The organism is Methylobacterium sp. WSM2598 (assembly GCF_000379105.1).
Classification (GTDB): Bacteria; Pseudomonadota; Alphaproteobacteria; order Rhizobiales; family Beijerinckiaceae; genus Methylobacterium.
Map to the genome: position 1 here is coordinate 6576913 of NZ_KB900609.1, position 23993 is coordinate 6600905.

The 23993-nt window shown below is 73.6% G+C and carries 20 protein-coding genes; 12 read left to right on the forward strand and 8 right to left on the reverse strand.

The genetic code is table 11. The annotated features are described in order from the left end of the window. Nucleotides 1-11: 11 nt before the first annotated feature. Nucleotides 12-893: a DNA/RNA non-specific endonuclease gene (locus MET2598_RS0130580; protein ID WP_018263449.1), complete on the reverse strand. Its 882-nt coding sequence runs from the start codon at nucleotides 891-893 to the stop codon at nucleotides 12-14. Nucleotides 894-921: 28 nt separating this feature from the next. Then, complete coding sequence (locus MET2598_RS0130585; RefSeq protein ID WP_012335995.1) at nucleotides 922-1143, reverse strand: hypothetical protein; 222 nt, start codon at nucleotides 1141-1143, stop codon at nucleotides 922-924. 374 nt (nucleotides 1144-1517) lie between these two features. Here MET2598_RS0130585 and dxs point away from each other — a divergent pair, with 374 nt between their 5' ends. The 10 genes from dxs to MET2598_RS0130640 all read left to right on the forward strand — a co-directional run bounded on the left by dxs (nucleotide 1518) and on the right by MET2598_RS0130640 (nucleotide 13948). Then, nucleotides 1518-3482 carry a 1-deoxy-D-xylulose-5-phosphate synthase gene (dxs, locus tag MET2598_RS0130590; RefSeq protein ID WP_018263450.1) on the forward strand — a complete coding sequence of 655 codons (1965 nt, stop codon included), beginning with the start codon at nucleotides 1518-1520 and terminating at the stop codon, nucleotides 3480-3482. A gap of 173 nt (nucleotides 3483-3655) precedes the next feature. After that, a complete protein-coding gene (gene hpnA / locus MET2598_RS0130595) occupies nucleotides 3656-4693 on the forward strand; it encodes a hopanoid-associated sugar epimerase (protein WP_012335993.1) in 1038 nt (345 codons plus the stop codon). Further along, a complete protein-coding gene (hpnC, locus tag MET2598_RS0130600) occupies nucleotides 4690-5574 on the forward strand; it encodes a squalene synthase HpnC (RefSeq protein ID WP_012335992.1) in 885 nt (294 codons plus the stop codon). The genes hpnA and hpnC overlap by 4 nt, the downstream gene beginning before the upstream one ends. Further along, nucleotides 5571-6425: a presqualene diphosphate synthase HpnD gene (gene hpnD / locus MET2598_RS0130605; protein ID WP_018263452.1), complete on the forward strand. Its 855-nt coding sequence runs from the start codon at nucleotides 5571-5573 to the stop codon at nucleotides 6423-6425. The genes hpnC and hpnD overlap by 4 nt, the downstream gene beginning before the upstream one ends. Then, on the forward strand, nucleotides 6425-7699 hold the full coding sequence (gene hpnE, locus MET2598_RS0130610; protein ID WP_018263453.1) for a hydroxysqualene dehydroxylase HpnE: 1275 nt from the start codon (nucleotides 6425-6427) through the stop codon (nucleotides 7697-7699). Before hpnD ends, hpnE begins: the two co-directional genes overlap by 1 nt. Before the next feature lie 115 nt (nucleotides 7700-7814). Next, nucleotides 7815-9806, forward strand: coding sequence for a squalene--hopene cyclase (gene shc / locus MET2598_RS0130615; RefSeq protein WP_018263454.1), 1992 nt, complete (start codon nucleotides 7815-7817; stop codon nucleotides 9804-9806). 121 nt (nucleotides 9807-9927) lie between these two features. After that, nucleotides 9928-10959, forward strand: coding sequence for a TIGR03885 family FMN-dependent LLM class oxidoreductase (locus tag MET2598_RS0130620; RefSeq protein WP_012335988.1), 1032 nt, complete (start codon nucleotides 9928-9930; stop codon nucleotides 10957-10959). 245 nt (nucleotides 10960-11204) lie between these two features. Then, nucleotides 11205-11840: a YdcF family protein gene (locus MET2598_RS37670; RefSeq protein WP_157182289.1), complete on the forward strand. Its 636-nt coding sequence runs from the start codon at nucleotides 11205-11207 to the stop codon at nucleotides 11838-11840. 287 nt (nucleotides 11841-12127) lie between these two features. Next, nucleotides 12128-12985 (forward strand): NAD-dependent epimerase/dehydratase family protein, encoded by an 858-nt coding sequence (locus tag MET2598_RS0130635; protein WP_063824149.1) that lies wholly within the window; start codon nucleotides 12128-12130, stop codon nucleotides 12983-12985. Nucleotides 12986-13213: 228 nt separating this feature from the next. Then, a complete protein-coding gene (locus MET2598_RS0130640; RefSeq protein WP_036271076.1) occupies nucleotides 13214-13948 on the forward strand; it encodes a phosphorylase in 735 nt (244 codons plus the stop codon). On the opposite strand, the gene hpnH is transcribed toward MET2598_RS0130640, so the two are convergent. After that, on the reverse strand, nucleotides 13871-15025 hold the full coding sequence (hpnH, locus tag MET2598_RS0130645) for an adenosyl-hopene transferase HpnH (protein WP_018263460.1): 1155 nt from the start codon (nucleotides 15023-15025) through the stop codon (nucleotides 13871-13873). The genes MET2598_RS0130640 and hpnH overlap by 78 nt on opposite strands. Nucleotides 15026-15681: 656 nt before the next feature. On the opposite strand from hpnH, the gene MET2598_RS0130650 reads away from it, so the two are divergent. After that, nucleotides 15682-18330, forward strand: coding sequence for an MMPL family transporter (locus MET2598_RS0130650; RefSeq protein WP_018263461.1), 2649 nt, complete (start codon nucleotides 15682-15684; stop codon nucleotides 18328-18330). A gap of 33 nt (nucleotides 18331-18363) precedes the next feature. Here the strand turns inward: MET2598_RS0130650 and hpnK are convergent, their stop codons facing one another. From hpnK to MET2598_RS0130675, 5 genes are all read right to left on the reverse strand, one after another. Beyond that, on the reverse strand, nucleotides 18364-19239 hold the full coding sequence (hpnK, locus tag MET2598_RS0130655) for a hopanoid biosynthesis-associated protein HpnK (protein WP_018263462.1): 876 nt from the start codon (nucleotides 19237-19239) through the stop codon (nucleotides 18364-18366). After that, nucleotides 19236-20675: a hopanoid biosynthesis associated radical SAM protein HpnJ gene (gene hpnJ, locus MET2598_RS0130660; RefSeq protein ID WP_012335982.1), complete on the reverse strand. Its 1440-nt coding sequence runs from the start codon at nucleotides 20673-20675 to the stop codon at nucleotides 19236-19238. The genes hpnK and hpnJ overlap by 4 nt, the downstream gene beginning before the upstream one ends. Before the next feature lie 41 nt (nucleotides 20676-20716). Further along, complete coding sequence (hpnI, locus tag MET2598_RS0130665; RefSeq protein WP_018263463.1) at nucleotides 20717-21904, reverse strand: bacteriohopanetetrol glucosamine biosynthesis glycosyltransferase HpnI; 1188 nt, start codon at nucleotides 21902-21904, stop codon at nucleotides 20717-20719. Between the two features lie 63 nt (nucleotides 21905-21967). Next, on the reverse strand, nucleotides 21968-22633 hold the full coding sequence (locus MET2598_RS0130670; protein ID WP_236728844.1) for a Tgt2/MlaC family protein: 666 nt from the start codon (nucleotides 22631-22633) through the stop codon (nucleotides 21968-21970). Nucleotides 22634-22638: 5 nt separating this feature from the next. Continuing rightward, a complete protein-coding gene (locus tag MET2598_RS0130675) occupies nucleotides 22639-23715 on the reverse strand; it encodes a flippase-like domain-containing protein (protein WP_012335979.1) in 1077 nt (358 codons plus the stop codon). Here MET2598_RS0130675 and MET2598_RS41680 point away from each other — a divergent pair. Then, nucleotides 23714-23977, forward strand: a complete 264-nt coding sequence (locus MET2598_RS41680) for a hypothetical protein (RefSeq protein WP_157182290.1) — start codon at nucleotides 23714-23716, stop codon at nucleotides 23975-23977. The two genes, MET2598_RS0130675 and MET2598_RS41680, sit on opposite strands and share 2 nt — an antisense overlap. Nucleotides 23978-23993 lie beyond the last annotated feature (16 nt).

Here is a 23993-nt window from a genome sequence, read left to right on the forward strand (position 1 = left end):
GGCGGGGCTCCTCAGAACAGCGAGCGGATCGCCTCGCGGAGCGCCCGCTTGGCCATCCGGGTCAGCTCGTGGGCGAGCCAGTCGACGAAGGAGGGTTCCGGCCTCCCGCGCGGGCGGTGGCCGCCGGAGACCTCGTCGCGCCGGGGCTCGGGCAGCCGCATCGCGCGGGCCCGGGCCGCCTCCGGCAGGCCCGGGAAGACCACGATGCCGGCGATCGCGGCGAGCTGCGCGGGCGAGACCGTCTCGTAGCCGGCATTCTCGGCGTTGCGCGCGAGGTAGATCCCCGCCTCGCCCCGGCGCGGGTCGTAGACCGCCTTGAACAGCCGGGTCGGCACCAGCACCCGGCCCTTCAGCGCCTGGACGTTGCCGCCCTCGAAGGTCGGGCCGGTCACCACGTAGAGGTCGCCCCGCTCCGCCGCGAGATTGCGCACCGCGCTCTCGATCCCGGCCCAGAGCCCGCGATTCAGGTCGGAGTTCTGCGGCACCATGTTGGCCAGGCTGAAGGATTCCGCCATCGCGGCCGGGTCCGGCATGTCGCCCGAGGGCGCCATGTGGCCGCGGTCGAAGCCGCTGCCGACGTAGTCCGACAGGTCGGCCCGCTCGGCCGCCGGGAGGCGCGCCTCCTCGTGGAAGGAATCGACCCGGTCGAGCCGGCGCGCCGCCTCCACGCGCGCCCGGTCGAGATGCTCGGCTGCGTAGAGCGGCGTGCGCGAGAGGCTCGAATGCAGCACCGCGAAGGCGCGGAAGCACAGGAGCGTCGCGCCCGCAGCGAGCCGCGGGTTGGTCAGGGCGGGCGGCTGCCCGTCCGCGAAGTGCTGGGGACACTCCTCCGCGAGGGCGGGCCCCGCGACAAGGAGAAGCGCCGGCAGGAGGCGCCGCGGGCCGGACCGCATCCCCATCTCAGAAACAGACCCGCCCATCTCAGAAACAGACCCGCACCCGCCGCGGCCCCTCGGGCGTCGGGCGCCAACGCCACCCGCAGGGGGGGCGGTAGAGGGGATTCCAGGCGCAGTGCAGGAAGAGGTCGCATTGGGTGCCGCCGGGGGCGTAGGCCGGGGCGTTCGGCGGCGGCAGCGCCGGCCGGGACGCGTCCGCGGCCTGCGCCCCCAGCACCCCGCCCGCCAGAAACCAGGCGCTCGCCACCGCTCGCATCGCTCCGCCCCGTCCGGCTGGCCGCGCCACGCGGCCCGGCCCGTTCTACCCCAGGGCGGGACGGCTGTCCCGCCGGACGGCCGCCCCGCCGGGCGGCTGTCCGGCCGGGCGGACACCGGGCGGGACGGCCCTCCGGAGGGGCGGATCCCTTCCCGACGCGGTGGGGGTTCAGAATGTTGTTCGGACTTGTTACAAACCACACCGCCACGGCCGGGATGATCATGGCACCGCAATGGCACCCCGGTTCTGTCCCGATCGCAAAGTGTCCCGATGCAGGGCCAGCACCCCGCAGCGGACGACGCTGAACTTCACCGCATATGCCTCGCCGGGCCGAGCCTGGCCGCTTCAACCACGGGTGTACGATCTTGTCAGCACTGGTTCTTCCCCTCCTCGATCGCGTCCGTGATCCGTCGGAGCTTCGCGCCCTGCCGGAGAGCGACCTGGCGCAGCTCGCCGCGGAACTGCGCGCCGAGACCATCGACGCGGTCTCGGTCACCGGCGGCCATCTCGGCGCGGGGCTGGGCGTGGTCGAACTCACGGTCGCCCTGCACTACGTCTTCCACACTCCCGACGACCGCCTGATCTGGGACGTCGGCCACCAGGCCTACCCGCACAAGATCCTCACCGGCCGGCGCGACCGCATCCGCACCCTGCGCCAGGGCGGCGGCCTCTCCGGCTTCACCAAGCGCGCCGAGAGCCCCTACGATCCCTTCGGCGCCGCCCACTCCTCCACCTCCATCTCCGCCGGCCTCGGCATGGCCGTCGCCCGCGACCTCGCCGAGGCCGCCGCCCGCGCCCGCGGCGAGACCCCCGAGCGCCGCAACGTCGTGGCGGTCATCGGCGACGGATCCATCTCCGCCGGCATGGCCTACGAGGCCATGAACAACGCCGGCGCCCTGCGCTCCCGCCTCGTCGTCATCCTCAACGACAACGACATGTCCATCGCGCCCCCGGTCGGCGCCATGTCGGCCTACCTCGCCCGCCTGGTCTCCGGCGACACCTACCGCTCCCTGCGCGACACCGCCCGCCAGTTCGGCCGCCTGCTGCCCAAGGCCCTCTACGACACCGCCGTGCGCGCCGAGGAATACGCCCGCGGCATCCTGGCGGGCGGCGGCACCATGTTCGAGGAGCTCGGCTTCCACTACGTCGGCCCGATCGACGGCCACAACCTCGACCACCTGCTGCCCATCCTCAAGAACGTCCGCGACGCGCCCGAGGGGCCGGTCCTGGTCCACGTCGTCACCCAGAAGGGCAAGGGCTACGCCCCCGCCGAGGCCGCCGCCGACCGCGGCCACGCCGTGGTCAAGTTCGACGTCGTCTCCGGCCAGCAGGTCAAGGCCAAGGCCAACGCCCCGACCTACACCCGGGTGTTCGGCGAGAGCCTGGTCAAGGCGGCGGACGCCGACGACAAGGTGGTGGCGATCACCGCCGCGATGCCCTCCGGCACCGGGGTCGACCTGTTCGCCAAGGCTCACCCGGGGCGCACCTTCGACGTCGGCATCGCCGAGCAGCACGCCGTGACCTTCGCGGCCGGGCTGGCGGCGGAGGGCTACCGGCCGTTCTGCGCGATCTACTCGACCTTCCTGCAGCGGGCCTACGACCAGGTCGTGCACGACGTGGCGCTGCAGAACCTGCCGGTGCGCTTCGCGCTCGACCGGGCCGGCCTGGTCGGGGCGGACGGGGCGACGCATGCGGGGGCCTTCGACCTGGCCTACCTGTGCTGCCTGCCCAACATGGTGGTGATGGCGGCCGCCGACGAGGCGGAGCTGGTGCACATGGTGGCGACCGCCCACGCGCACGATGCCGGCCCGATCGCCTTCCGCTACCCGCGGGGCGAGGGGGTGGGGGTGGACCTGCCCGAGAAGGGCGAGGTTCTGGCGCTGGGCCGCGGCCGGGTGATCCGGCGGCCGGAGGGGGCGCGGGTGGCGCTGGTGAGCCTGGGGACGCGCCTGGCGGAGGCGCTGAAGGCGGCCGAGCAGCTGGAGGAGCGCGGGATCGGGGTGACGGTGGCGGATGCGCGCTTTGCCAAGCCGCTGGACGAGGCGCTGCTGCTGGATCTTGCGGGCAGCCACGAGGTGCTGGTGACGGTGGAGGAGGGCTCGACCGGGGGCTTCGGCGCGATGGTGCTGCACCTGCTCGCGGGGCGCGGGGCGCTGGATGCCGGGACGGTGCGGGTGCGCACGCTGACCCTGCCGGACAGCTACCAGGACCACGACACGCCCGAGCGCATGTACGCCCAGGCCGGCCTCGACGCCCCCGCCATCGTCCGAGCCGTCGAGCACGCGCTCCCGGACGTGCGCCGGGAGCGCGCGCGCCTGCGCCGGGTCTGACCCGGGTCCTGGGCGGCGGAAGTTAACGCTGCGGTCCTCCCGCGCTTGTCGGGCGGGCCCCGAAATGGCAGAAGCGGCGGGCCTTTGGCCCCCGCAGCCTGCGGTGCGCCGCCCGGCGCGGCGGTGTCCTGCCGCCGGTTCGGGCGGCAGCCTCTCTGGACAGTGACGTGAGCATGATCGAGGCCTCGGACCGCACCCTGTCTGAAGCCCGGCCGGAGGTCGGCCCGGTGCTGATCACCGGCGCGAGCGGCTTTCTCGGACCGGCGCTGGTCGACGTGTTCCGCGCCGCCGGCTTTCCGGTCCGCATCCTGGTGCGGGCGACGAGCCCGCGCACCAACCTGACCTGGAGCGACGTCGAGGTGGCCGAGGGCGACATGCGCGACCCGGCGGCCGCCGCCGCCGCCCTGCGGGGCATGCGCTACCTCGTGCACGCCGCGGCCGATTACCGCCTCTGGGCGCCGGACCCGGAGGAGATCGTGCGCACGAACCGCGACGGCACCCGCGTGCTGATGCGGGCCGCCCTCGACGCGGGCGTCGAGCGGGTCGTCTACACGTCGAGCGTGGCGACGATCAAACCGCACGACGACGGCACGCCCGCCGACGAGCGGCGCCCGCTGACGCCCGAGACCGCGATCGGCGCCTACAAGCGCAGCAAGGTCGTGGCCGAGCGCGTGGTCGACGAGATGGTGGCCCGGGACGGGCTCCCCGCCGTGATCGTCAATCCCTCGACGCCGATCGGCCCCCGCGACGTCAAGCCGACGCCGACCGGCCGCATCATCGTGGAGGCCGCCAACGGCCGGATGCCGGCCTTCGTCGATACGGGCCTCAACCTCGCCCACGTGGACGACGTGGCGGCGGGTCACCTCCTGGCCCTGCGCCGCGGCCGCATCGGCGAGCGCTACATCCTGGGAGGCGAGAACGTGCTCCTGTCGCGGATGCTCGCCGACATCGCGGGCCTCGTCGGGCGCAGGCCCCCGACCATCCGGCTGCCGCGGGCGGCGGTCTACCCGGTCGCCCTCGTCTCCGAACTCGCCGCCCGCTTCACCGGCAAGGCGCCGCTCGCCACCCTCGACGGGATCCGGATGTCGCGCTACCGGATGTTCTTCTCCGACGCCAAGGCCCGGGCCGAACTCGGCTACGCCGCGCGGCCCTACCGGCAGGGGCTGGAGGACGCCGTCGCGTGGTTCCGCCAGGCAGGATACGTCCGATGACCACCGCGACCGAGGCGCGCTCCGGCAAGTCGCACCGCGACGAGAACTTTCCGGTCGCGTCGCACCTGATCCATCCGCGCCACCGGCGGCCGATCCTGGCCTTCTACGATTTCGTGCGCGCGGGCGACGACGTCGCCGACAATGCGGGCCTCGACCCGTCCCGCAAGGTGGCGCTCCTCGACGGGCTCGCGGCGGCGCTGACCGGCACCGGCCCGGACGATCCCGAGGCCGCGCCCCTGCGCGCGGCGCTGGCCGAGCGCGGCCTCTCCCCGCGCCACGCCCTCGACTTGCTCGACGCCTTCCGGATGGACGCGCGCAAGTCGCGCTACGCCAGCTTCGACGAGCTGATGCACTATTGCCGCTACTCGGCGATGCCGGTCGGCCGCTTCGTCCTCGACGTGCACGGCGAGGATCCGGCCGCGACCTGGGCGGCCTCGGACGCGATCTGCGCGGCGCTGCAGATCATCAACCACCTGCAGGATTGCGGGAAGGACTTCTCGCAGCTCGACCGGGTCTACCTGCCGGAGGACCTGATGGCGACGCACGGGGTCGCGGCGGGCGACCTCGGCGCGCCGCGGGCCTCGCCGGGCCTGCGGGCGGTGATCGGCACGCTGGCCCACCGCTGCCTCGACCTCCTGCACGAGGGACGGGCCCTGCCCGACCTGATCGAGGACACCCGGCTGGCGATGGAGATCGCCGCCATCCACCGCCTCGCCGTGATGCTCGCCCGCGGCCTCACGGCCCGCGACCCGCTGAGCCAGCGCGTCCATCACGGCAAGGCCGCCTTCGCGCTGATCGCCCTCGGGGCGGCCGGCACCGCCCTCGCCCGCCGGCCCTTCCGGCGGCACCTCGCCCCCTCCGTCCGGGGAGCCCGCCCGTGACCGCCATCGTCTCCCCCGCCCCCGCCCCGCCGGCGCCGGACGCCCCGGCCCTCCCCGCCGCGGGATCGTCCTTCTACGCGGCGATGCGCCTGCTCCCGGCGGCGCAGCGCGACGCGATGTACGCGGTCTACGCCTTCTGCCGGGCGGTCGACGACGTGGCCGACGACGGCGGCCCGCGCGAGCAGCGCGCGGCCGAGCTCGACCGCTGGCGGGCCGACATCGACGCGCTCTATGCCGGGCGCCCGGTGGCGCGCACCGCCGCGCTCGCCGGGCCGGTGGGGCAGTTCGGCCTGCGCCGGGAGGATTTCCAGGCCGTCATCGACGGCATGGCGATGGATGCCGAGGCCGACATCGTGGCGCCGGACGAGGCCGTGCTCGACCTCTACTGCGACCGGGTCGCGAGCGCGGTCGGGCGGCTCTCGGTGCGGATCTTCGGCCTCGCCGAGGGGCCGGGCCGCGACCTCGCCCACCATCTCGGCCGCGCCCTGCAGCTGACCAACATCCTGCGCGACGTCGACGAGGACGCGGAGCGCGGGCGGCTCTACCTGCCGCGCGAGCGCCTCGCCGCCATCGGCCTTCCCCGGCCGACGCCGGAGGCGGCCCTGCGCCACCCCCGGCTCGGGGAGGTCTGCGAGGCGCTCGCCGCCGAGGCCGAGGCCCATTACCGGGCCTCCTGGCGCATCATCGCGGCCTCGCCGCGCCGGGCCACCAAGGCGCCGCGGATCATGGCGGCGGCCTACCACCTCATCCTCGACGGGCTGAGGGCGCGCGGCTGGGCGGCGCCCCGCCCCCGGGTGAAGCCCGGCAAGCTCGCGCTGGTCGGCGTCCTCCTGCGCCACGGGATCCTGTGATGGCCGGCCGCGTCCACGTCCTCGGCGCCGGGCTCGCCGGCCTCTCGGCGGCCGTGCAACTGGTCCAGGCCGGCCGGCCCGTCGTCCTGCACGAGGCCGCCAAGCAGGCCGGCGGGCGCTGCCGCTCCTACCACGATCCGGCCCTCGGGCTGACCATCGACAACGGCAACCACCTGCTCCTGTCGGGCAACCGCGACGCCCTCGCCTTCCTGCGCGCGGTCGGGGCTCCGGCCGGGGCGCTGACCGGCCCGGACGAGGCCGCCTTCCCGTTCGCGGACCTCGCCACCGGCGAGCGCTGGACCCTGCGGCCCAATGCCGGCCGCCTGCCCTGGTGGGTGCTCGACGCGAGCCGCCGCGTGCCGGGCAGCCGCGCGCGGGACTACCTCGCGCCGATCGGCCTCATGCGGGCGGGCCATCCCCGCACGATCGGGGAGAGCATGGCCTGCGAGGGGCTGCTCTGGGAGCGGCTCTGGCATCCGGTGCTGCTCGCGGCCCTCAACACCGACCCGCGCGAGAGCGACGCCGCGCTCGCCGCCGCGATCCTGCGCGAGACGCTCGGGGCGGGCGGCCGGGCCTGCCGGCCCCTGGTGGCGATCGAGGGCCTGTCGGCGGCCTTCGTGGAGCCGGCCCTGCGCTTCCTGGAGCGCGCGGGCGCCGAGATCCGCTTCGGCCGGCGCCTGCGCGCCCTCGAGATCGCCGGGGACCGGGTCGCCGCCCTCGCCTTCGCGGACGGCGCCGAGGCGCTGGGGCCGGAGGACGGCGCCGTGATGGCGCTGCCGGCCTGGGTGGCGACCGACCTGCTGCCCGGCCTCGACGCCCCGCAGGAGCACCGCGCCATCGTCAACGCGCATTTCGCGGTGGCGCCGCCCCCGGGTTCGCCGCTCCTGCTCGGGGTGATCGGCGGCCTGACCGAGTGGCTCTTCGCCTATCCGGACCGGCTCTCGGTGACGATCAGCGGCGCCGACCGCCTGCTCGAGACCCCGCGCGAGGATCTCGCCGAGCGGATCTGGGCCGAGGTCGCGCGCCTCACCGGCCAGGCCGGCGCGGCCCTGCCCCGCTGGCAGGTCGTCAAGGAGAAGCGGGCCACCTTCGCGGCCACGCCCGCGCAGGCGGCACGGCGCCCAGGTGCGCGGACGCACCTCGCCAACCTCGCCCTTGCGGGAGATTGGACCGCGACGGGGCTGCCCTCGACCATCGAGGGCGCGATCCGCTCCGGCGCCACGGCCGCGGCCCTTTTCACACAGGAACGATCAGCTCTGCGCGGAGCGGCTTGACGAGGGCCGCGCCGCGTCGGAACAGCTTGAGCATAGGCGGCGTTCTTGCATCGCCGCGAATCAGGGATCCAACCGGCGTCGGGCGCGCCGCCCGACAGGAGAAGGTGAGATCATCGTGGGCAAGGTCGAGACGCTCCACCGCACGAGCACGCAGGACATCACGCTCGACGACGTCGAGCGGCGCGTCACGCTCGCGTCGAAGGCTCTCATGCGCCTCGCGAACGCGGACGGGCACTGGTGCTTCGAGCTGGAGGCCGACGCCACCATTCCGTCCGAGTACATCCTCTACCATCATTTCCGCGGCTCGATCCCGACGGCCGAATTGGAGGGGAAGATCGCCGCCTACCTGCGCCGCACCCAGAGCGCGCAGCACGACGGCTGGGCCCTGATCCATGACGGCCCCTTCGACATGAGCGCGACCGTCAAGGCCTACTTCGCCCTCAAGATGGTCGGCGACCCGATCGACGCGCCCCACATGCGCCGGGCCCGCGACGCGATCCTGCGCCGGGGCGGCGCCGCCCACGCCAACGTCTTCACCCGGATCATGCTCGCCCTCTACGGCGAGGTGCCGTGGACCGCCGTGCCGGTGATGCCGGTCGAGGTGATGCTGCTGCCGCGGTGGTTCCCCTTCCACCTCGACAAGGTCTCCTACTGGGCCCGCACCGTGATGGTGCCGCTCTTCGTCCTGCAGGCCAAGAAGCCGCGGGCCCGCAACCCGCGCGGCATCGGCATCCGCGAACTCTTCGTCGAGGCGCCCGAGCGCGTGAAGCGCTGGCCGGCCGGCCCGCAGGAATCCTCGCCCTGGCGCCCGGTCTTCGCGGCCATCGACAAGGTGCTGCAGAAGGTCGAGGGCTTCTTCCCGGCCGGCTCGCGGGCGCGGGCGATCGACAAGGCGGTGGCCTTCGTCAGCGAGCGCCTGAACGGCGAGGACGGGCTCGGCGCGATCTTCCCGGCCATGGTCAACACCGTGCTGATGTTCGAGGCGCTCGGCTACCCGGACGACCACCCCCTCGCGGTCACGGCCCGCTCCTCGGTCGAGAAGCTCGTCACCGTCAAGGAGCACGAGGCCTACGTCCAGCCCTGCCTGTCCCCGGTCTGGGACACGGCGCTCGCCGCCCACGCCCTGATGGAAGCCGGCGGGACCGAGGCGGAGCGCCACGCCAAGCGCGCCATGGACTGGCTGAAGCCCCTGCAGGTGCTCGACATCAAGGGCGACTGGGCGGCCTCCAAGCCGGACGTGCGGCCGGGCGGCTGGGCCTTCCAGTACGCCAACCCGCACTACCCGGACCTCGACGACACCGCGGTCGTGGTGATGGCCATGGACCGGGTGCAGAGCCGCCGCAGCCCCGGGCCCGACGCGGCCGATTACGGGCTCTCGATCGCCCGCGCCCGCGAATGGGTCGAGGGCCTGCAGAGCCGCGACGGCGGCTGGGCGGCCTTCGACGCGGACAACACCTACCACTACCTCAACTACATTCCGTTCTCGGATCACGGGGCGCTGCTCGACCCGCCGACCGCCGACGTGACGGCGCGCTGCGTCTCGATGCTGTCCCAGCTCGGCGAGACCCGGGAGACCTGCCCGCCCCTCGACCGCGGCGTCGCCTACCTGCTCGCCGACCAGGAGGCGGACGGCAGCTGGTACGGCCGCTGGGGCATGAACTACATCTACGGGACGTGGTCGGTGCTCTGCGCCCTCAACGCGGCCGGGATCGACCCCGCCTGCGAGCCGGTGCGGCGGGCGGTGACCTGGCTCACCGCGATCCAGAACCCCGACGGCGGCTGGGGCGAGGACGCGTCGAGCTACAAGCTCGAATATCGCGGCTACGAGCGGGCGCCGAGCACGGCCTCGCAGACCGCCTGGGCGCTGCTCGCGCTGATGGCGGCCGGCGAGGCGGACAACCCGGCCGTGGCGCGCGGCATCAACTACCTGACCCGCACCCAGGGGGCGGACGGGCTCTGGGCCGAGGACCGCTACACGGCGACCGGGTTCCCGCGCGTCTTCTACCTGCGCTACCACGGCTACGCGAAGTTCTTCCCCCTCTGGGCGCTGGCCCGCTACCGCAACCTCCAGCGGGGCAACAGCCTCAAGGTGGCGGTGGGGATGTGACCCCGGCGGAGGGGCCGGCCCGCCCGCGCGGGCAGGCCGCGCCCCCTCCGCGGAGCCTGCGCCTGCCTGCGCGGTTCCTCCATCGAGAGCCGGTCCGACCGGCGGCCGGCGGGATTGCGCGATGACGCTCTTCAGCTACCACGCCTCGCACGAGCAGGTGGCCCCGCGCGACCTCCTCGCCCACGTGCAGCGGGCCGAGCAGGCGGGTTTCGACGGCGCCTTCTCGTCGGACCACCTCCAGCCCTGGTCGGCCGCGCAGGGCCAGTCGGGCTTCGCCTGGGCCTGGCTCGGGGCGGCGCTCCAGGCGACGCAGCGCCTGACCTTCGGGATCATCACGGTGCCGGGCGGCTGGCGCTACCACCCGGCGGTGCTGGCCCAGGCGGTGGCGACGCTCGGCCAGATGTATCCGGGCCGCCTGCCCTGGGTCGCGCTCGGCAGCGGGCAGGCCCTCAACGAATCGGTCACCGGCACGCCCTGGCCCGACCGGCCCGAGCGCCACGCGCGGCTGCGCGAGGGCGCCGAGATCATGCGGGCGCTGCTCGCGGGCGAGACCGTGACCCATCGCGGCCGGGTCTCGGCCCTGGACGCCAAGGTGTGGTCCCGCCCCGAGACGCCGACCCGGCTGGTCGGCGCCGCCACCACGCCGGAGACCGCCGCCTGGCTCGGCACCTGGGCGGACGGGCTCCTGACGGTGGGCAGCCGGCCCGAGGCGCTCGCCCCGATCGTCGAGGCCTTCCGGGAGACCGGCGGCGCCGACAAGCCGATCTTCCTCAAGCTCGATCTCAGCTTCGCCCGCGACCCGGCCGAGGCGCTGGCGCAGGCGCACGCGGCCTGGCGCTTCAACCAGCTCGGCAGCCCGGTCGCCTGGGAATTGCGCAGCCCGGCCGAGTTCGACGCCGCGTCGCGGTTCGTGCGGCCGGAGGACATGCACGCCCAGGTGCTGGTCTCGGCGGATCTCGGCGAGATGACCGAGCGCATCGCCGCCTGCGCGGCTCTGGGCTTCGACAGCATCGACCTGCACCAGGTCGGCGGGGGCCAGGCCGCGTTCATCGACGCCTTCGGCGAGCGGGTGCTGCCGGCCCTGCGCGCCCGCCGGGCGCCGGCGGCGGATTTCGACCCGGCCCTGATGCGGCCGGCCGCGCGGGCCGGGTAGGAGTCCCGCCCGGCGGCCCGTCGCGACGGATTCGGGCGGCCCCGCGGGCCGGCGGGGGGCATGATGATGGACGTGCTGGCGTCGCTGCGCGCCCTCGGCGCGCCGAGCTGCCTGCTGGCCCTCGGCTGCGCGGCCGGCGCCGGGCTGGTCCTCGGGGGGCCGCGGCGCCTGCGCGCGGGCGGGGCTTTGCTCCTCGGCGCCGCGGCGGCGGCGCTCGGCCTCGTCCTGGTCCTGCCCCTGGACCAGTGCTGCTGCGGCCCCTGGAGGAGCGCTTTCCCGCCGCCGCGGAGCTGGCGCGGGTCGACGGGGTGGTCGTCCTCGGCGGCGCCCTGGCGGAGGGCATCCGGGCGGAGCGCGGCGCGCCGGGCCTGAACCGGGAGGCGGACCGGCTCGTCGCCTTCGCGGCGCTCGCGCGGCGCTACCCGGCCGCCAAGCTCGTCTTCGCGGGCGGCCCGGCCTCGGGGCGGCGGGAGGGGCTCACCGAGGCGCAGGCGAGCCGGGCCCTGCTCGAGGAGATCGGCCTGCCCCCCGGCCGGCTCCTCGTCGACGACCGCTCGCGGAGCACCTGGGAGAACGCCGTCGAGGCCCGCGCCCTGGCGCGGCCCGGGCCCGGGGAGACGTGGCTGCTCGTGACCTCCGCGAGCCACATGCCCCGGGCCATGGGCGCGTTCCGGCGGGCCGGGTGGCCGCCGCTCCTGGCTTGGCCCGTGGCCTACCGCACGACGCGGCGCGGCGCGGCGGCCCTGCGGCCCCTCGGCGCCAAGCTCGCGGCCATCGACCTCGCCGCGCACGAATGGGCCGGGCTGCTCGCCTACCGCCTGCGCGGCCGCAGCGACCGGCTGCTGCCCGCGCCCGAGCCGGCGATCGCCGGACGCACCTGACGTAAGGTCAAGCTTAACCAATCCCGCCCTCGCCGCGCCCTGGCTGCTGGTGCCGCTCGCGGGGCCTCTGGTGCGGGCCGGGCTCCCGATCCTCGGCGCGATCGTGCCCTGCGCGCGCTTCGCGCAGGCCGCGCGCCTGCCCGCCGCGGCGCGGCTCCTGCCCGCCCTCCGACCGCCGCGGCGCGCCCCAGCGGCCTGATCCCGCCCTCACCACCAGGGAACACCGCGATGGCACGGCTCTTCGTCACGAGGGCTCCGGTTTCCTCGGCACCCTCCTGGTCGGCCGGCTGCTCGCCGAGGGCCCCGAGGGGGTGTTCCATTGCGCGGCCCTCCTCGCCCATGCGGCGCGCGGGCGCCGCGAGATCTGGTCCAGCAACGTCGAGGGAACCCGCTGCCTCGCCCGCGCGACCGCCGCCGCCGGCGTCCCGAACCTCGTCTTCGTCTCCAGCAACTGTCTCTGGGGACACGGCTTCGACCGCCCGGTGCGCGAGGACGACCCGCCCGCGCCGTGCGAGATCCACGGTGCCAGCAAGTGGGAGGGCGAGAGGATCCTGGCCGACCACGCGGGCGACTTCGCGGCCGCGATCCTGCGCTCGCCGACCATTATCGACGAGGGGCGGCTCGGGCTGCTCGCCATCCTGTTCGAGTTCATCGCCGAGGGGCGCAGGGTCTGGCTGGTGGGCCGGGGCGGGAACCGCTCCCGGTTCGTCGCCGCCCAGGATCTGATCGACGCGATGCTGCGCGCGTGGCGCGCCCGCATCGCCGGCACCTTCGGCATCGGCGCGGACCATGTCGGCACGATGCGGGACACCTTCGCGCAGGTGGCGGCGGCCGGCACCGGCGCGCGCGCGGCGCATCTCCCGGCGGCCCCGACCCTGCTCGCCATGCGGCCGGCCCACGCCCTGCGGGTCTCGCCCCTCGGGCCCTACCATGACCGCATGATCACCCAGGATTTCGTCTTCGACACGACCCGCCTCAAGGCGGCGCTCGGCTGGCGCCCGACCCTGACGAACGGCGCCATGCTGCTGTCGGCCTACCGCTGCGACGCGGCCCACCGCGCGGAGATCGCGGCCCGCCGACGCGCCTCGGCCCATCGCCGCGCCGCCGGGATGGGGATCATCCGCCTGCTCAAATGGGTGTCCTGAGGGTTCGGCGGCGGGGCGGATGCGGGCGCCGGGCCCCGCCCGGGACCCGCGATCCTGCCGCAGGCCCGGACCGCCGGCACCCTCCCGCCGCGGACCAGACCCTCGCCGCGCGCCTGCGGTCCGCCCGTGGCAGCGTCGCCACATCCCCGCCCCGAGCCCGCTGGTATGAAGGATGCACCGCGGCGGGATCCCGCCGGTCCCTTCCGCTCACACGGGGCGCCCATCCGCATGATCGTCGTCGAGGACAGTCTCACCGGACCCCATCCCGTGCTGGCCGTGACCGGCCTCGCCCGCGAGGCGCGCCTCGCCGCGGGGCCGGGCGTCGCCACGGTGGGCGCGGGCGGCAATCCCGAGCGCCTGCGGGCCGTCCTGCGCGAGCGGGTGCGGCCCGGCTGCCGCGCGGTGATGAGCATCGGCATCGCGGGCGGGCTCGATCCGGCCCTGGCGCCCGGCGACGTGGTGGTGGCCACCGGCGTGGTCGCGGCCGGCCGGCGCCACGGCGCCCATCCGGACGTGGTGCGGGCGCTGGCCGCGCGCCTCGCGGACGCGCCGTTCCGGGTCCGGCGGGCCGACCTCGCCGGGGAGGACTTCGCCGTGCTCTCGCCCCACGCCAAGGCGGTGCTGCACGTGCAGACGGGCGCGGCCGCCGTCGACATGGAGTCGCACGTGGCGGCGTCCTTCGCGCAGGCGCACGGGCTGCCCTTCTGCGCCGTGCGGGTGATCTGCGACCCCGCCGACCGGGCGCTCCCCGCCGCGATCGCCAAGGCCCTCAAGCCGAACGGCGAGCCCGACCTGCTCGCCGTCCTGTCGGCGCTGGCGCGCCGCTCCGCCAAGGTGGGCGGGCTCGTGCGCCTCGCCCGCGATTCCTCGGCGGCCTTCGCCTCCCTAGGCCGCTGTCGCGCGCTTCTTGGCGTCGGCCTCGGCGTTCCGGATCTCGGAGAGCTTCTGCGCGACGTTGCGTGAGAAGACGAACTCCGCCGGGCGCTGGTTCTCCAGGGAGATCTCCGGGGCCATCTCGCCCTCGGTCCGGATGCCGCGCAGCGCGAAGACGAGCGGCTTCCAGGGCTTGCGCACCGAATCGACCACCGAGGACGCCTCGTAGCCGGAATGCACCATGCAGTCCGCGCACTTCTCGTAGTTGCCGGTGCCGTAGGCGTCCCAGTCGGTCGTCTCCATCAGCTCCTTGAAGGTCTTGGCGTAGCCCTCGCCCAGCAGGTAGCAGGGCTTCTGCCAGCCGAACACGGTCCGGGTCGGGTTGCCCCAGGGCGTGCAATGGTAGGACTGGTTGCCCGCCAGGAAGTCGAGGAACAGGCCCGATTGCTGGAAGGTCCACTTCTCGCGGCCCTTCTGCTTGCCGAGGCGGAACACGCCGCGGAACAGCTCCTTGGTGGCCTTCCGGTTCAGGAAGTGCTGCTGATCGGGCGCGCGCTCGTAGGCGTAGCCGGGCGAGACGGTGATGCCGTCGATGCCCATCCGGGTCACGCTGTCGAAGAAGTCGGCGATCCGCTCCGGCGCGGAGTTGTTGAAGAAGGTGCAGTTGATCGTGACGCGGAAGCCCAGATCCTTGGCCTTCTTGATCGCCGCCACCGCCTTGTCATAGACGCCGCGCTGGCACACCGACTTGTCGTGCATCTCCTTGTCGCCATCGAGATGGATCGACCAAGTGAAGTACGGGCTCGGCTTGTACTGCGAGATCTTCTTCTCGAGCAGCAAAGCGTTCGTGCAGACGATCGCGAATTTCTTCTGCTGGATGATGCCCTCGACGATCTGGGGCAGGTCCTTGTGCAGCAGAGGCTCGCCGCCCGCGATGACGACGACCGGCGCGCCGCACTCGCGGACCGATTCCAGGGCCTCGTCGACCGGCAGACGCTTGTTGAGAATCTCGTCCGGATAATCGATCTTCCCGCAGCCGGCGCAGGCCAGATTGCAGCGGAACAGCGGCTCCATCATCATCACGAGCGGGTAGCGCTTGCGGCCCGTGAGGTGCTGCTTGAGGATGTAGCCGCCGATCTTTGCGACGTACCGAAGAGGGATGCCCAAGATCGAGGCTCCTTGTCTCGCTTGCAGGGGGATGAACCGAGGGTCCTTAGCGCGAAAAACGGCGGAATTCCAGCAACCTAGGTTCGAATGGCTCTAACCGTTGCCCAAACCCAACGGTCCGGCGACGCTAACCCGCCCTCGCGCGTCGACCAATGCCGCGGGCGCAACCTTGATGCGACGCTGCAGCGCAGCAAGCCACGGCCCGGGCGGCGGCCGGGCGCCGCGCGGCGGCGCAACCGGGCGCCCGGGCGATTCGGTGCCCGTCCCGGGATTCGCTGCCCCGTCCGGACGATTCGCTCCCGCGCGCCGGCCCGTTCGAGACGGGGTGCGGCCCTCCCGGGCGAGGGACGCGGCGCCTCGGGACGGGCCGCGGGAGCGCGTCCTCGCGAGGTCCGGGCGGGCGCGCCGCGCCGGGGACGCGCACCCGTCCGGAGCCCGGCGCGTTGCAATCGCCTCTCGGGGCCACTACTTAGCGCGCCAACGCCCGGGAACGATGCGGGGCGCTCCGGCTTGCCGGACGAGGGCCCCCGGCACCGTGCCCGCCCCGACGCGCGGCGTGCGCCCGCATGTGCGGCGTGCGCAAGCGTGGGGTCGCGGCACCGACGGATCCGGGCGGGAGCGCGCTCCCGGCCCCGCACAAGGTTAGGCTAGACCACGTGATCGAACGGCTCGTCGCGCTCTCCGTCCGCCATCGCTGGCTGGTGCTGCTCGCCTGCCTCGCCCTGACGGCGGCGAGCGCGCTGACGGCGGCGCACCGCTTCCGCATCAACACCGACGTCGAGCGCCTGATCGCGCCCGACGTGGGCTGGCGTCAGGACGAGATCCAGTTCGAGAAGGCCTTCCCCCAGCGCAGCAACCTGCTGGTGGCGGTGATCGACGCGCGCACCCCCGAGCAGGCGGACGAGGCGGCGACGCGCCTCGCCGAGGCCCTGTCGCAGCACAGGAGCCGCCTGCCGGTGGTCTACCGGCCCGACGGCGGTCCCTTCTTCGACAAGAACGGCTTCCTGCTGATGCCGCAGAAGGAGCTGGAGCAGACCACCGAGCGGCTGGTGCAGCAGCAGGGGCTGCTCGGGCCGCTCGCGGCGGACCCGTCGCTGCGCGGCATCCTGCAGGCGATGGGCCTGGGCGCGCAGGGCGTGAAGGGCGGCCAGGCCAAGATCGAGGACCTGACGAGCCCGCTCGGCCAGCTGCGCGACACGTTCGAGAAGGCGCTGAGGGGCGAGCCGGCCCGCCTGTCCTGGCAGCTCCTGCTCTCGGGCGGCAAGGCCGAGACGGGGGACCTGCGCCGCTTCGTCATCACCCAGCCGCGCCTGGACTTCGACGAATTGCAGCCGGGCGCCGACGCCAGCGCGCTGATCCGCAAGACCGCCCGCGACCTCCACCTCACGCCGCAGGACGGCGTGACGGTGCGCCTGACCGGCCAGGTCGCGGTGGCGGACGACGAGTTCGCCACCCTCTCGGACGACGCCCTCCTCAACAACTCGGTGACGGTGGGCGCCATCGTCCTGTTCCTGTGGCTGGCGCTGCGCTCGCCGAGCCTCGTGGTCGCGGTGATCATCACGACCTTCGCGGGCCTCATCGTCACGGCGGCGCTCGGCCTGCTGATGGTCGGCGAACTCAACCCGATCTCGGTCGCCTTCGCGGCCCTGTTCGTCGGGCTCGGCATCGATTTCGGCATCCAGTTCGCGGTGCGCTACCGGGCCGACCGCTTCGTGCAGCCCGACCTGGCCAAGGCGATCCGCTCGGCCGCCCACGGGGTCGGCTGGTCCCTGACGCTCGCCGCGGTGTCGCTGCTGGCGGGCTTCTTCTCCTTCCTGCCGACGGAGTTCCGCGGCGTGTCCGAACTCGGCCTCATCGCCGGCGTCGGCATGATCGTGGCCTACCTGTTCGCGCTGACGCTGCTGCCCGCCCTGATCGCGGTGTTCAAGCCGCGGGGCGAGAAGGAGGAGGTCGGCACCGCCTCGCTGGCCAAGGTCGATCACTGGATCATCGAAAACCGCAAGCTCGTGCTGGTGCTGACCGGGCTCGTGACCGTGGCGGGCCTGCCGCTCCTCTACTACCTGCCGTTCGACTCGAACCCGATGCACCTGCGCAGCCCGAAGGTGGAATCGGTCGCGACCTATCTCGACCTCGCCAAGGACCCGGCCACGAGCCCCAACACGATCGACGTGCTGGTGCCGAACCGCGACGCGGTGCGGCCGATGGCCGAGCGCCTGCGGGCGCTGCCGATCGTCGCGAACGTGATCGACATCGACACCTTCGTGCCCCTGGACCAGGACCAGAAGCTCGCGACCATCGAGGACGCGGCGAGCGTGCTCGGCCCGGTGCTGAACCCGCCCCGCGTGGCGCCGCCGCCGAGCGACCGGGACGTGGTCCAGGCGCTCAAATCCGCCTCGGGCGCCCTGCGCGGCATCGCCGGCAAGGGCGAGAGCGCGCCCGAGAAGGAGGTGCTCGCCTTCACGGACACGCTCGACCGCCTCGCCGAGGCCTCCCCGCAGGTGCGGGAGGCGGCCGCGGCCGCGACCGTGCCGGACCTCAAGGGCCTTCTCGCGCGCCTGCGCGGCCTGCTCTCGCCGGAGAAGATCACCCTGGAGAGCCTGCCCGAGCAGATCCGCTCGGAATGGATCGCCAAGGACGGGCGCGCCCGGCTGGAGGTGCAGCCCAAGGGCAACTCGAACGACAATACGGTGCTGCGCCGCTTCTCCAAGGAGGTGCTGAGCGTGGCGCCGCACGCGACCGGCGCGCCGATCGCCACGACGCGGTCGAGCAGCACGATCCTGGGCGCCTTCATCGAGGCGGGCGCCCTCGCCCTGCTGTCGATCTTCGTGATCCTGTCGGTCGCGCTGCGCCGCCCGTGGGACGTGGCGATGGCGCTCGGCCCGCTGGTGCTCGCGACCCTGTGGACGCTGGAGGCGCTCTACCTGATCGGGATGCCGCTCAATTTCGCCAACATTATCGCGATGCCGCTGATGCTGGCCGTGGGCGTGGCCTTCCACATCTACTACGTGATCGCGTGGCGGGCGGGCGTGGCCGACATGCTGGCCTCGAGCCTGACCCGGGCGATCTTCTTCTCGGCGCTGACGACCGGGACGGCGTTCGGCTCGCTGGTCCTGTCGAGCCATCCGGGCACCGCGAGCATGGGCAAGCTGCTCGCGCTCTCGCTGTTCTTCACGCTGGTGGCGGCCTTCTTCATCGTGCCGGCCTTCCTCGGCCCGCCGCCGAAGGCGAAGGGGAAGGACGCGCCCGCCCGGGCCCCGGAGCCGGTGCGGGAGCCCGAGGGCGTGGTGGCGCGCCGGGCGGTGTGATGCGGGATCCGCTTTGATCAGGCGGATCCCGGATCAGGCGAGGAAATCCCCGAACCCGCCCAGGACTGCGCCCGATTCCCTGAGCGCCGCCCGGCTCTCCGGGGCCGTGAGGGCCGCGAGTTCCTCCGCGTAGGCATAGCCCGGCGCCTCGCCCGGGAAGCCGCCCCGCGTCGCCGGATGGGTGTAGAGCTCGGTCAGCCCCGCCGGCAGGTGCCGCAGCAGCGCCGCGACCCGGGGCGGACTCATCCGCCCCGACCAGGCGAGGCCGAGCACGCCGTCCGGCACCAGGAGCCCGGCCCGGCGGGCGCGCCGGCCGAGCAGGGCCGCCCAGGGCGCCGTGTCGAGGGCGAGGCCCGGGGCCGCGCCCGACTCCGCCCGGCGCAGCACGGCCCGGTCCTCGCGCGGCACGCGCAGGGCCCGCATGCCGTGCGGGCGCCCGATCCGCAGCACCAGGCCGGCGATCACCGGGTGGACGTGGAAGTGCTTGTGCGCGTTGACGTGGTCGAGGGGCAGCCCGGTGGCCCGGTAGGCCTCGAACTGGGCCCGGATCTCGGCGGCGAGCTGGCGGCGGGCGCGGGGCTTGGCCGCGAGGTCGAGGCCGAGCCCGCCCATGTCCCGCCGCAGCAGGCCCTGCCCGTCGACGAGGTCGGGCAGCTCCGCCGCCGGCAGGCACGGCCAGGCCTCGACCATCACGAGGTGCAGGCCGACGCGCAGCGAGGGCAGCCGCCGCGCGCGGGCGACCGCGTCCGCGGCGGCGGGGGCCGCCACCATGAGGCTCGCGGCCGAGAGGATGCCTTCGCGGTGCGCCCGCTCGACTGCCTCGTTCACCTCGGGCGACAGGCCGAAATCGTCGGAGGTGACGACGAGGCGCCTGACCTGCCGGCGCCCGTCCCGGGACCGGGGGCTCACGCCGCCTTGGCGCTGCCGCCCGCCTGACGCTCCTTCAGGAAGTGCCAGAACTCGACGCCCTCGCGCAGGCGGCGCTTCATCATCTCGGGCGAGCGCACCATCTCGCCGACGATCGAGGCGATCTTCGGCGCCCGGAAGTAGAACTTCTTGTAGAACTCCTCCACCGAGTTGAAGATCTCGGTGTGCGACAGGTGGGGATAGTGCAGCGGCGCGATCTGCACCCCGTTCTCGTCGACGAGCTCGGCATTGGCCTCGTCGAGCCAGCCGTTCTCGACCGCCTGCTTGTACAGGAAGGTGCCCGGATACGGCGCCGCGAGGGAGACCTGGATGGTGTGCGGGTTGATCCGGGTGGCGAACTTGATCGTCTCCTGGATCGTCTCCTTGGACTCGCCCGGCAGCCCGAGGATGAAGGTGCCGTGGATGGCGATGCCGAGGTCGTGGCAATCCTTGGTGAACTTCTCCGCCACCTCGACCCGCATGCCCTTCTTGATGTTGTGCAGGATCTGCTGGTTGCCGGACTCGTAGCCGACCAGCAGCAGGCGCAGGCCGTTGTCCCGCAGCACCTTCAGGGTCTCGCGCGGCACGTTCGCCTTGGCGTTGCAGGACCAGGTCACGCCGAGCTTGCCGAGCTCGCGGGCGATCTCCTGGGCGCGCGGCAGGTTGTCCGTGAAGGTGTCGTCGTCGAAGAAGAACTCCTTCGTCTGCGGGAACGCCTTCAGGCAGTACTTGATCTCCTCGATCACGTGCCCGACCGAGCGCGTCCGGTAGGTGTGCCCGCCCACCGTCTGCGGCCAGAGGCAGAAGGTGCAGCGCGACTTGCAGCCCCGGCCGGAATAGAACGAGATGTAGGGGTGCTTCAGGTAGCCGATGAAGTAGTTCTCCATCACCAGGTCGCGCTTGTAGACGCTGGTGACGAAGGGCAGCTGATCCATGTCCATCATCACCGGCCGGTCCTCGTTGTGCACGATGACGCCGGAGGCGTTGCGGTAGGACAGGCCCTTGATCTGCGCGAGGTCGCGGCCGTCGGCGACCTCCTTGCAGGTGAAGTCGAACTCGTTGCGGGCCACGAAGTCGATCGCCGGCGCCTTCTCCAGCGAGCCCTGCGCGTCCACCGCCACTTTGGCGCCGATCAGGCCGGCCTTCAGGTTCGGGTTCACGGCCTTCAGCGCCTCGACCGTCGCCACGTCCTGCTTGAAGGACGGGACCGAGGTGTGGAGCACGACGAGGTCGAAATCCTTCGCCTGGGCGGCCACGTCGCCGAGCTTCAGGTTGTGCGGGGGCGCGTCGATCAGCTTGGAATTCTCGACGAGCGCCGCCGGCTGGGCGAGCCAGGTCGGGTACCAGAACGACTTGATCTCGCGCTTGGCCTGGTAGCGGGAGCCGGCGCCGCCGTCGAAGCCGTCGAAGGTGGGGGCCTGGAGGAAGAGGGTGCGCATCGGGGAATTCTCGCGATGAGGTGAGGCCGCCGGGGCGGCCGTCAGGTCGTGGGGGCGCCGGTCTCCTGCGCGAGGCCCGGCTCGGGGATGAGCGTGCCGTCAGCCACAACGCGATAATCGTGACCTTTCCAAGTCACGGCGCCGGAGGCGAAGCACCACACGAAGCCGGCGAACGAGACCAGGTCGCGGATCGGCAGCAGCCAGTAGGGATGCGGGTCGAGGCCGAAGGCCCGCTCCAGCCGCAGGCACAGGACGATGCGGCAGGTGAGCGCCAGGGCGGCGATGGCGAGGCCCTGCGGGCTGGTGTTGGGCATCAGCGCGCCGATCAGGGCGAGCGGGAAGGCGTGGGTGACGAGGCTGCCCGCGTAGCCGGCCGGGTCGACGTTGCGGATGGTCCGGTTCCAGCGCGTCTCGTGGCGCCACAGGTCCGAGAGCGAGGTGTCGACGCAGGTATGCCCGATGGTGAAGTTCGGGATGGCGACGATCCCGCCCCCGGCCCCGCGCAGGGCCGCGCCGAGCGCGTAATCGTCGGCGAGGTCGTCCTTCACCCGCTCGAAGCCGCCGATCGCCGCGAGCGCCTCGGCCCGGAACGCGATGGTGGAGCCGAAGCAGGGCTCGGCCAGGGAGAGGCCGGTGCCGACGAGCACGTTCGGCAGGAACTGCGTGTCGATGGCCAGCGTCGAGAGCTGCGCCCAGACGCTCCGCTGGGCCGGCACGCCGTGATACAGGCAGGTCACCGCCGCCACGCCCGGCCGGCCGAGCTCCGCGACGATGCGCTCCAGGTAGTCCGGGCGCACCACCATGTCGCTGTCGGCCAGCACCACGACCTCGTGCGCGATCAGCCCGGCCATGTTGATCAGGTTCGACACCTTGCGGTTCGAACCGTGCTGGCGGGCGTCGAGCGCGAGGTCGATGCGCAGGTCCGGGTGCTCGGCCTTGAGCCGGGCGACCATCGCCAGGGCCGGGTCGGCGGCGCTCTGCACGCCGAAGATGATCTGGACCGGGCCGGCGTAATCCTGGCGGCAGAAGCTGGTCAGGTTCTCGTAGAGGTTCGGCTCGTCCCCGCAGAGCGGCTTCATCAGCGTGACCGAGGGCCGGGCCGCGCCGGCCGGGAGCGTCGGCGTCGGGCGCCCCGCCGCGCGGCCGGCGAGCCACGCCGCCGCGAGGGCGTAGGCGCAGCCCGCCGCCGCCAGGGTGAGGAGCAGGGTGGAGATCCAGGTGGAGTCCATGAGGGGTTCCGAGGACGCTGGCGGCCGCCACGGGGCGGCGGGTCGGGGGCGGCCCCCGCGAGGTCAGGGCTTCTGGGCGGGAGGCGCGGCGGCGAGCATCGTGGCGGTGGTCTGGCGCAGGAAGTCGAGCAGCGCGTCCGGACCGCCGCTCTTCAGCGGCTCGGCGAAGGTGGTCCGCAGGGTGCCCGCCTCGCTGATCGTGCCCTGCAGGTAGACGTCGGTGATCTTGCCGTCGTTGGTCGTGATGTAGTCGACCGGGGAGGAATCGCCGCTCGCGTCGGTGGCGGTGCTGCGCACGATGCGCCCGCTGCCGCGCGCCTCGCTCGCGGGCTGCACGTCGAAGCGGCCGCCGGCCGCCGCCGACAGGCGGGTCGCGTAGGTGGCGGTGAGGTAGGGCCCGAAGGCCTCGATCAGCGCGGCCTGCTTGTCGGCCGGCACGTCCTTCCAGCGGCTGCCGATCGCGAGGCGCAGCATGGCGGGCAGGTCGAAGGACTCGGCCACCGGCCCGGTCAGCACCGCGACGCGCCCGCGCACGTCCGGCTGCTTGAGCGCCTCGGTGAAGGCCGCGATCATCCGCTGCACCGTCGCGACCGCCGGATCGTCGGCCGCCCGGGCCGGCCCGGGCGCGACGAGCGCCCCCACCCCGACCCAGCACTCCAGGGCTGCCCCGGCCGCGAGGCCGGCACCGGCCGACAGGCCGGCCCGCAGGAACTCCCGTCGATTCCGCACGAGCGTCACTCTCCCCTTTTGGCGTCGGCCGCCGCCGGCGCGTAGCCGTAGGCGGGATCGAGGGGCGGCGCGATCGGCGCCGACCCGAACAGCGAGCGCAGGGACGACCCGAGCCCGGTCGTCTCGCCGCGGGCGCGGCTCTCCAGGGCATGCCAGAGGCCGAGACTCGGCACGCCGACCGCCAGATCCGCGACCCGCTTGACCAGGGACAGGGCGAGGGCCGACTCGGCCGGGATGCCGAACACCGCGCAGAGGGCGATCAGGCCGCCCTCCTGGGCACCGAGGGCGCCGGGCACCGCGAAGGCGGCGCCGCGCACGGCCTGGGCGAGGCTCTCGATCACCAGCGCCTCCAGGAACGGGGCGCCGTAGCCCATGAAGTGCAGCACCACCCAGACTTCGAGCGCGCCGATCACCCAGCCGACGAGGTGCAGGCCGCTCGCCGTGGCGATCCGGCGCGGCGCCCCGTAGAGCCCGCGCAGGCAGTCGTAGAGCACGTCGACGGCGCCGAGCGCCCGCCACTCGCGCCCGCTCGCGAAGCGGCGCAGGGCGGCCTGGAGCAGCCGGTGCCCGTGGCGCCGCTGCACGAGGTAGAAGGCGCCGAGGGCCGGCGCCGCGATCAGGAGCCCGACCGTGACGTAGTGCACGATCGGCCCCTCGCCGCCGAGCGCCACGAGCAGGCCGAGCCCGATCACCGTGAACAGGAACTGCGTCAGCGCCTGGAGCATCAGGTCGACGAACATGCTCGCGCCCGCCAGCCCCCCCGGCACCCGCTGCAGGGTCAGGAGCCGCGCCCCGATCAGGTCGCCGCCGACCTGCGCCACCGGCAGCAGCGTGTTAATGCCCTCGCGGACGAACCGGATGGCGACGCAGACCCGCAGGGCGGGCCGGGACGCGGCGGGGAAGACCGCCCACCAACCGAGCCCCGCCCAGGCGACTGCGACCACGCGGGCGAGGACCACCAGGGCGGCGCCCCACCCGGCCGTCCAGGCCGCCTCCATGACGGCCTCGGGCCCCGAGGACACGAACAGGCCGATGGCGGTGCACAGGCCTGCCGCCAGGGCCAGGGTGGTGAGACGCCTCATGGTCCTCTTTCAGTTGCCGCGGCCGCTGGCCGGCCCCGGAATGCGCGCCATTCGTGCAACGGATGCGGCGCAAATCATCAGCGTGTCCCGGGTGACGTTGCAGCTCCGCCACCGCCTGTCTATCACCGGCCGGACACAGTGCCGGGTAAACGCGCCGCGCCAGCCTCCAGGGCGCATGACCGGAAATGCCCGCAAGATTATGGCGCAGGGCGCTTTTCCGGTCGGGGCGCGGTTCGCGCCGGATGCGGAAGCGCCCCAATGAGGCCGATTTGCAACGG

Excerpts from the sequence above, each read along its gene's own strand:
- hpnI (WP_018263463.1), bottom strand. The coding sequence starts at position 21,904 with ATGGACTCCACCTGGATCTCCACCCTGCTCCTCACCCTGGCGGCGGCG.
- MET2598_RS0130675 (WP_012335979.1), bottom strand. The coding sequence starts at position 23,715 with ATGAGGCGTCTCACCACCCTGGCCCTGGCGGCAGGCCTGTGCACCGCC.
- MET2598_RS0130620 (WP_012335988.1), top strand. The coding sequence starts at position 9,928 with ATGACGCTCTTCAGCTACCACGCCTCGCACGAGCAGGTGGCCCCGCGC.
- hpnJ (WP_012335982.1), bottom strand. The coding sequence starts at position 20,675 with ATGCGCACCCTCTTCCTCCAGGCCCCCACCTTCGACGGCTTCGACGGC.
- hpnE (WP_018263453.1), top strand. The coding sequence starts at position 6,425 with ATGGCCGGCCGCGTCCACGTCCTCGGCGCCGGGCTCGCCGGCCTCTCG.
- MET2598_RS41680 (WP_157182290.1), top strand. The coding sequence starts at position 23,714 with ATGGTCCTCTTTCAGTTGCCGCGGCCGCTGGCCGGCCCCGGAATGCGC.
- MET2598_RS0130640 (WP_036271076.1), top strand. The coding sequence starts at position 13,214 with ATGATCGTCGTCGAGGACAGTCTCACCGGACCCCATCCCGTGCTGGCC.
- hpnC (WP_012335992.1), top strand. The coding sequence starts at position 4,690 with ATGACCACCGCGACCGAGGCGCGCTCCGGCAAGTCGCACCGCGACGAG.
- MET2598_RS0130580 (WP_018263449.1), bottom strand. The coding sequence starts at position 893 with ATGCGGTCCGGCCCGCGGCGCCTCCTGCCGGCGCTTCTCCTTGTCGCG.
- hpnA (WP_012335993.1), top strand. The coding sequence starts at position 3,656 with ATGATCGAGGCCTCGGACCGCACCCTGTCTGAAGCCCGGCCGGAGGTC.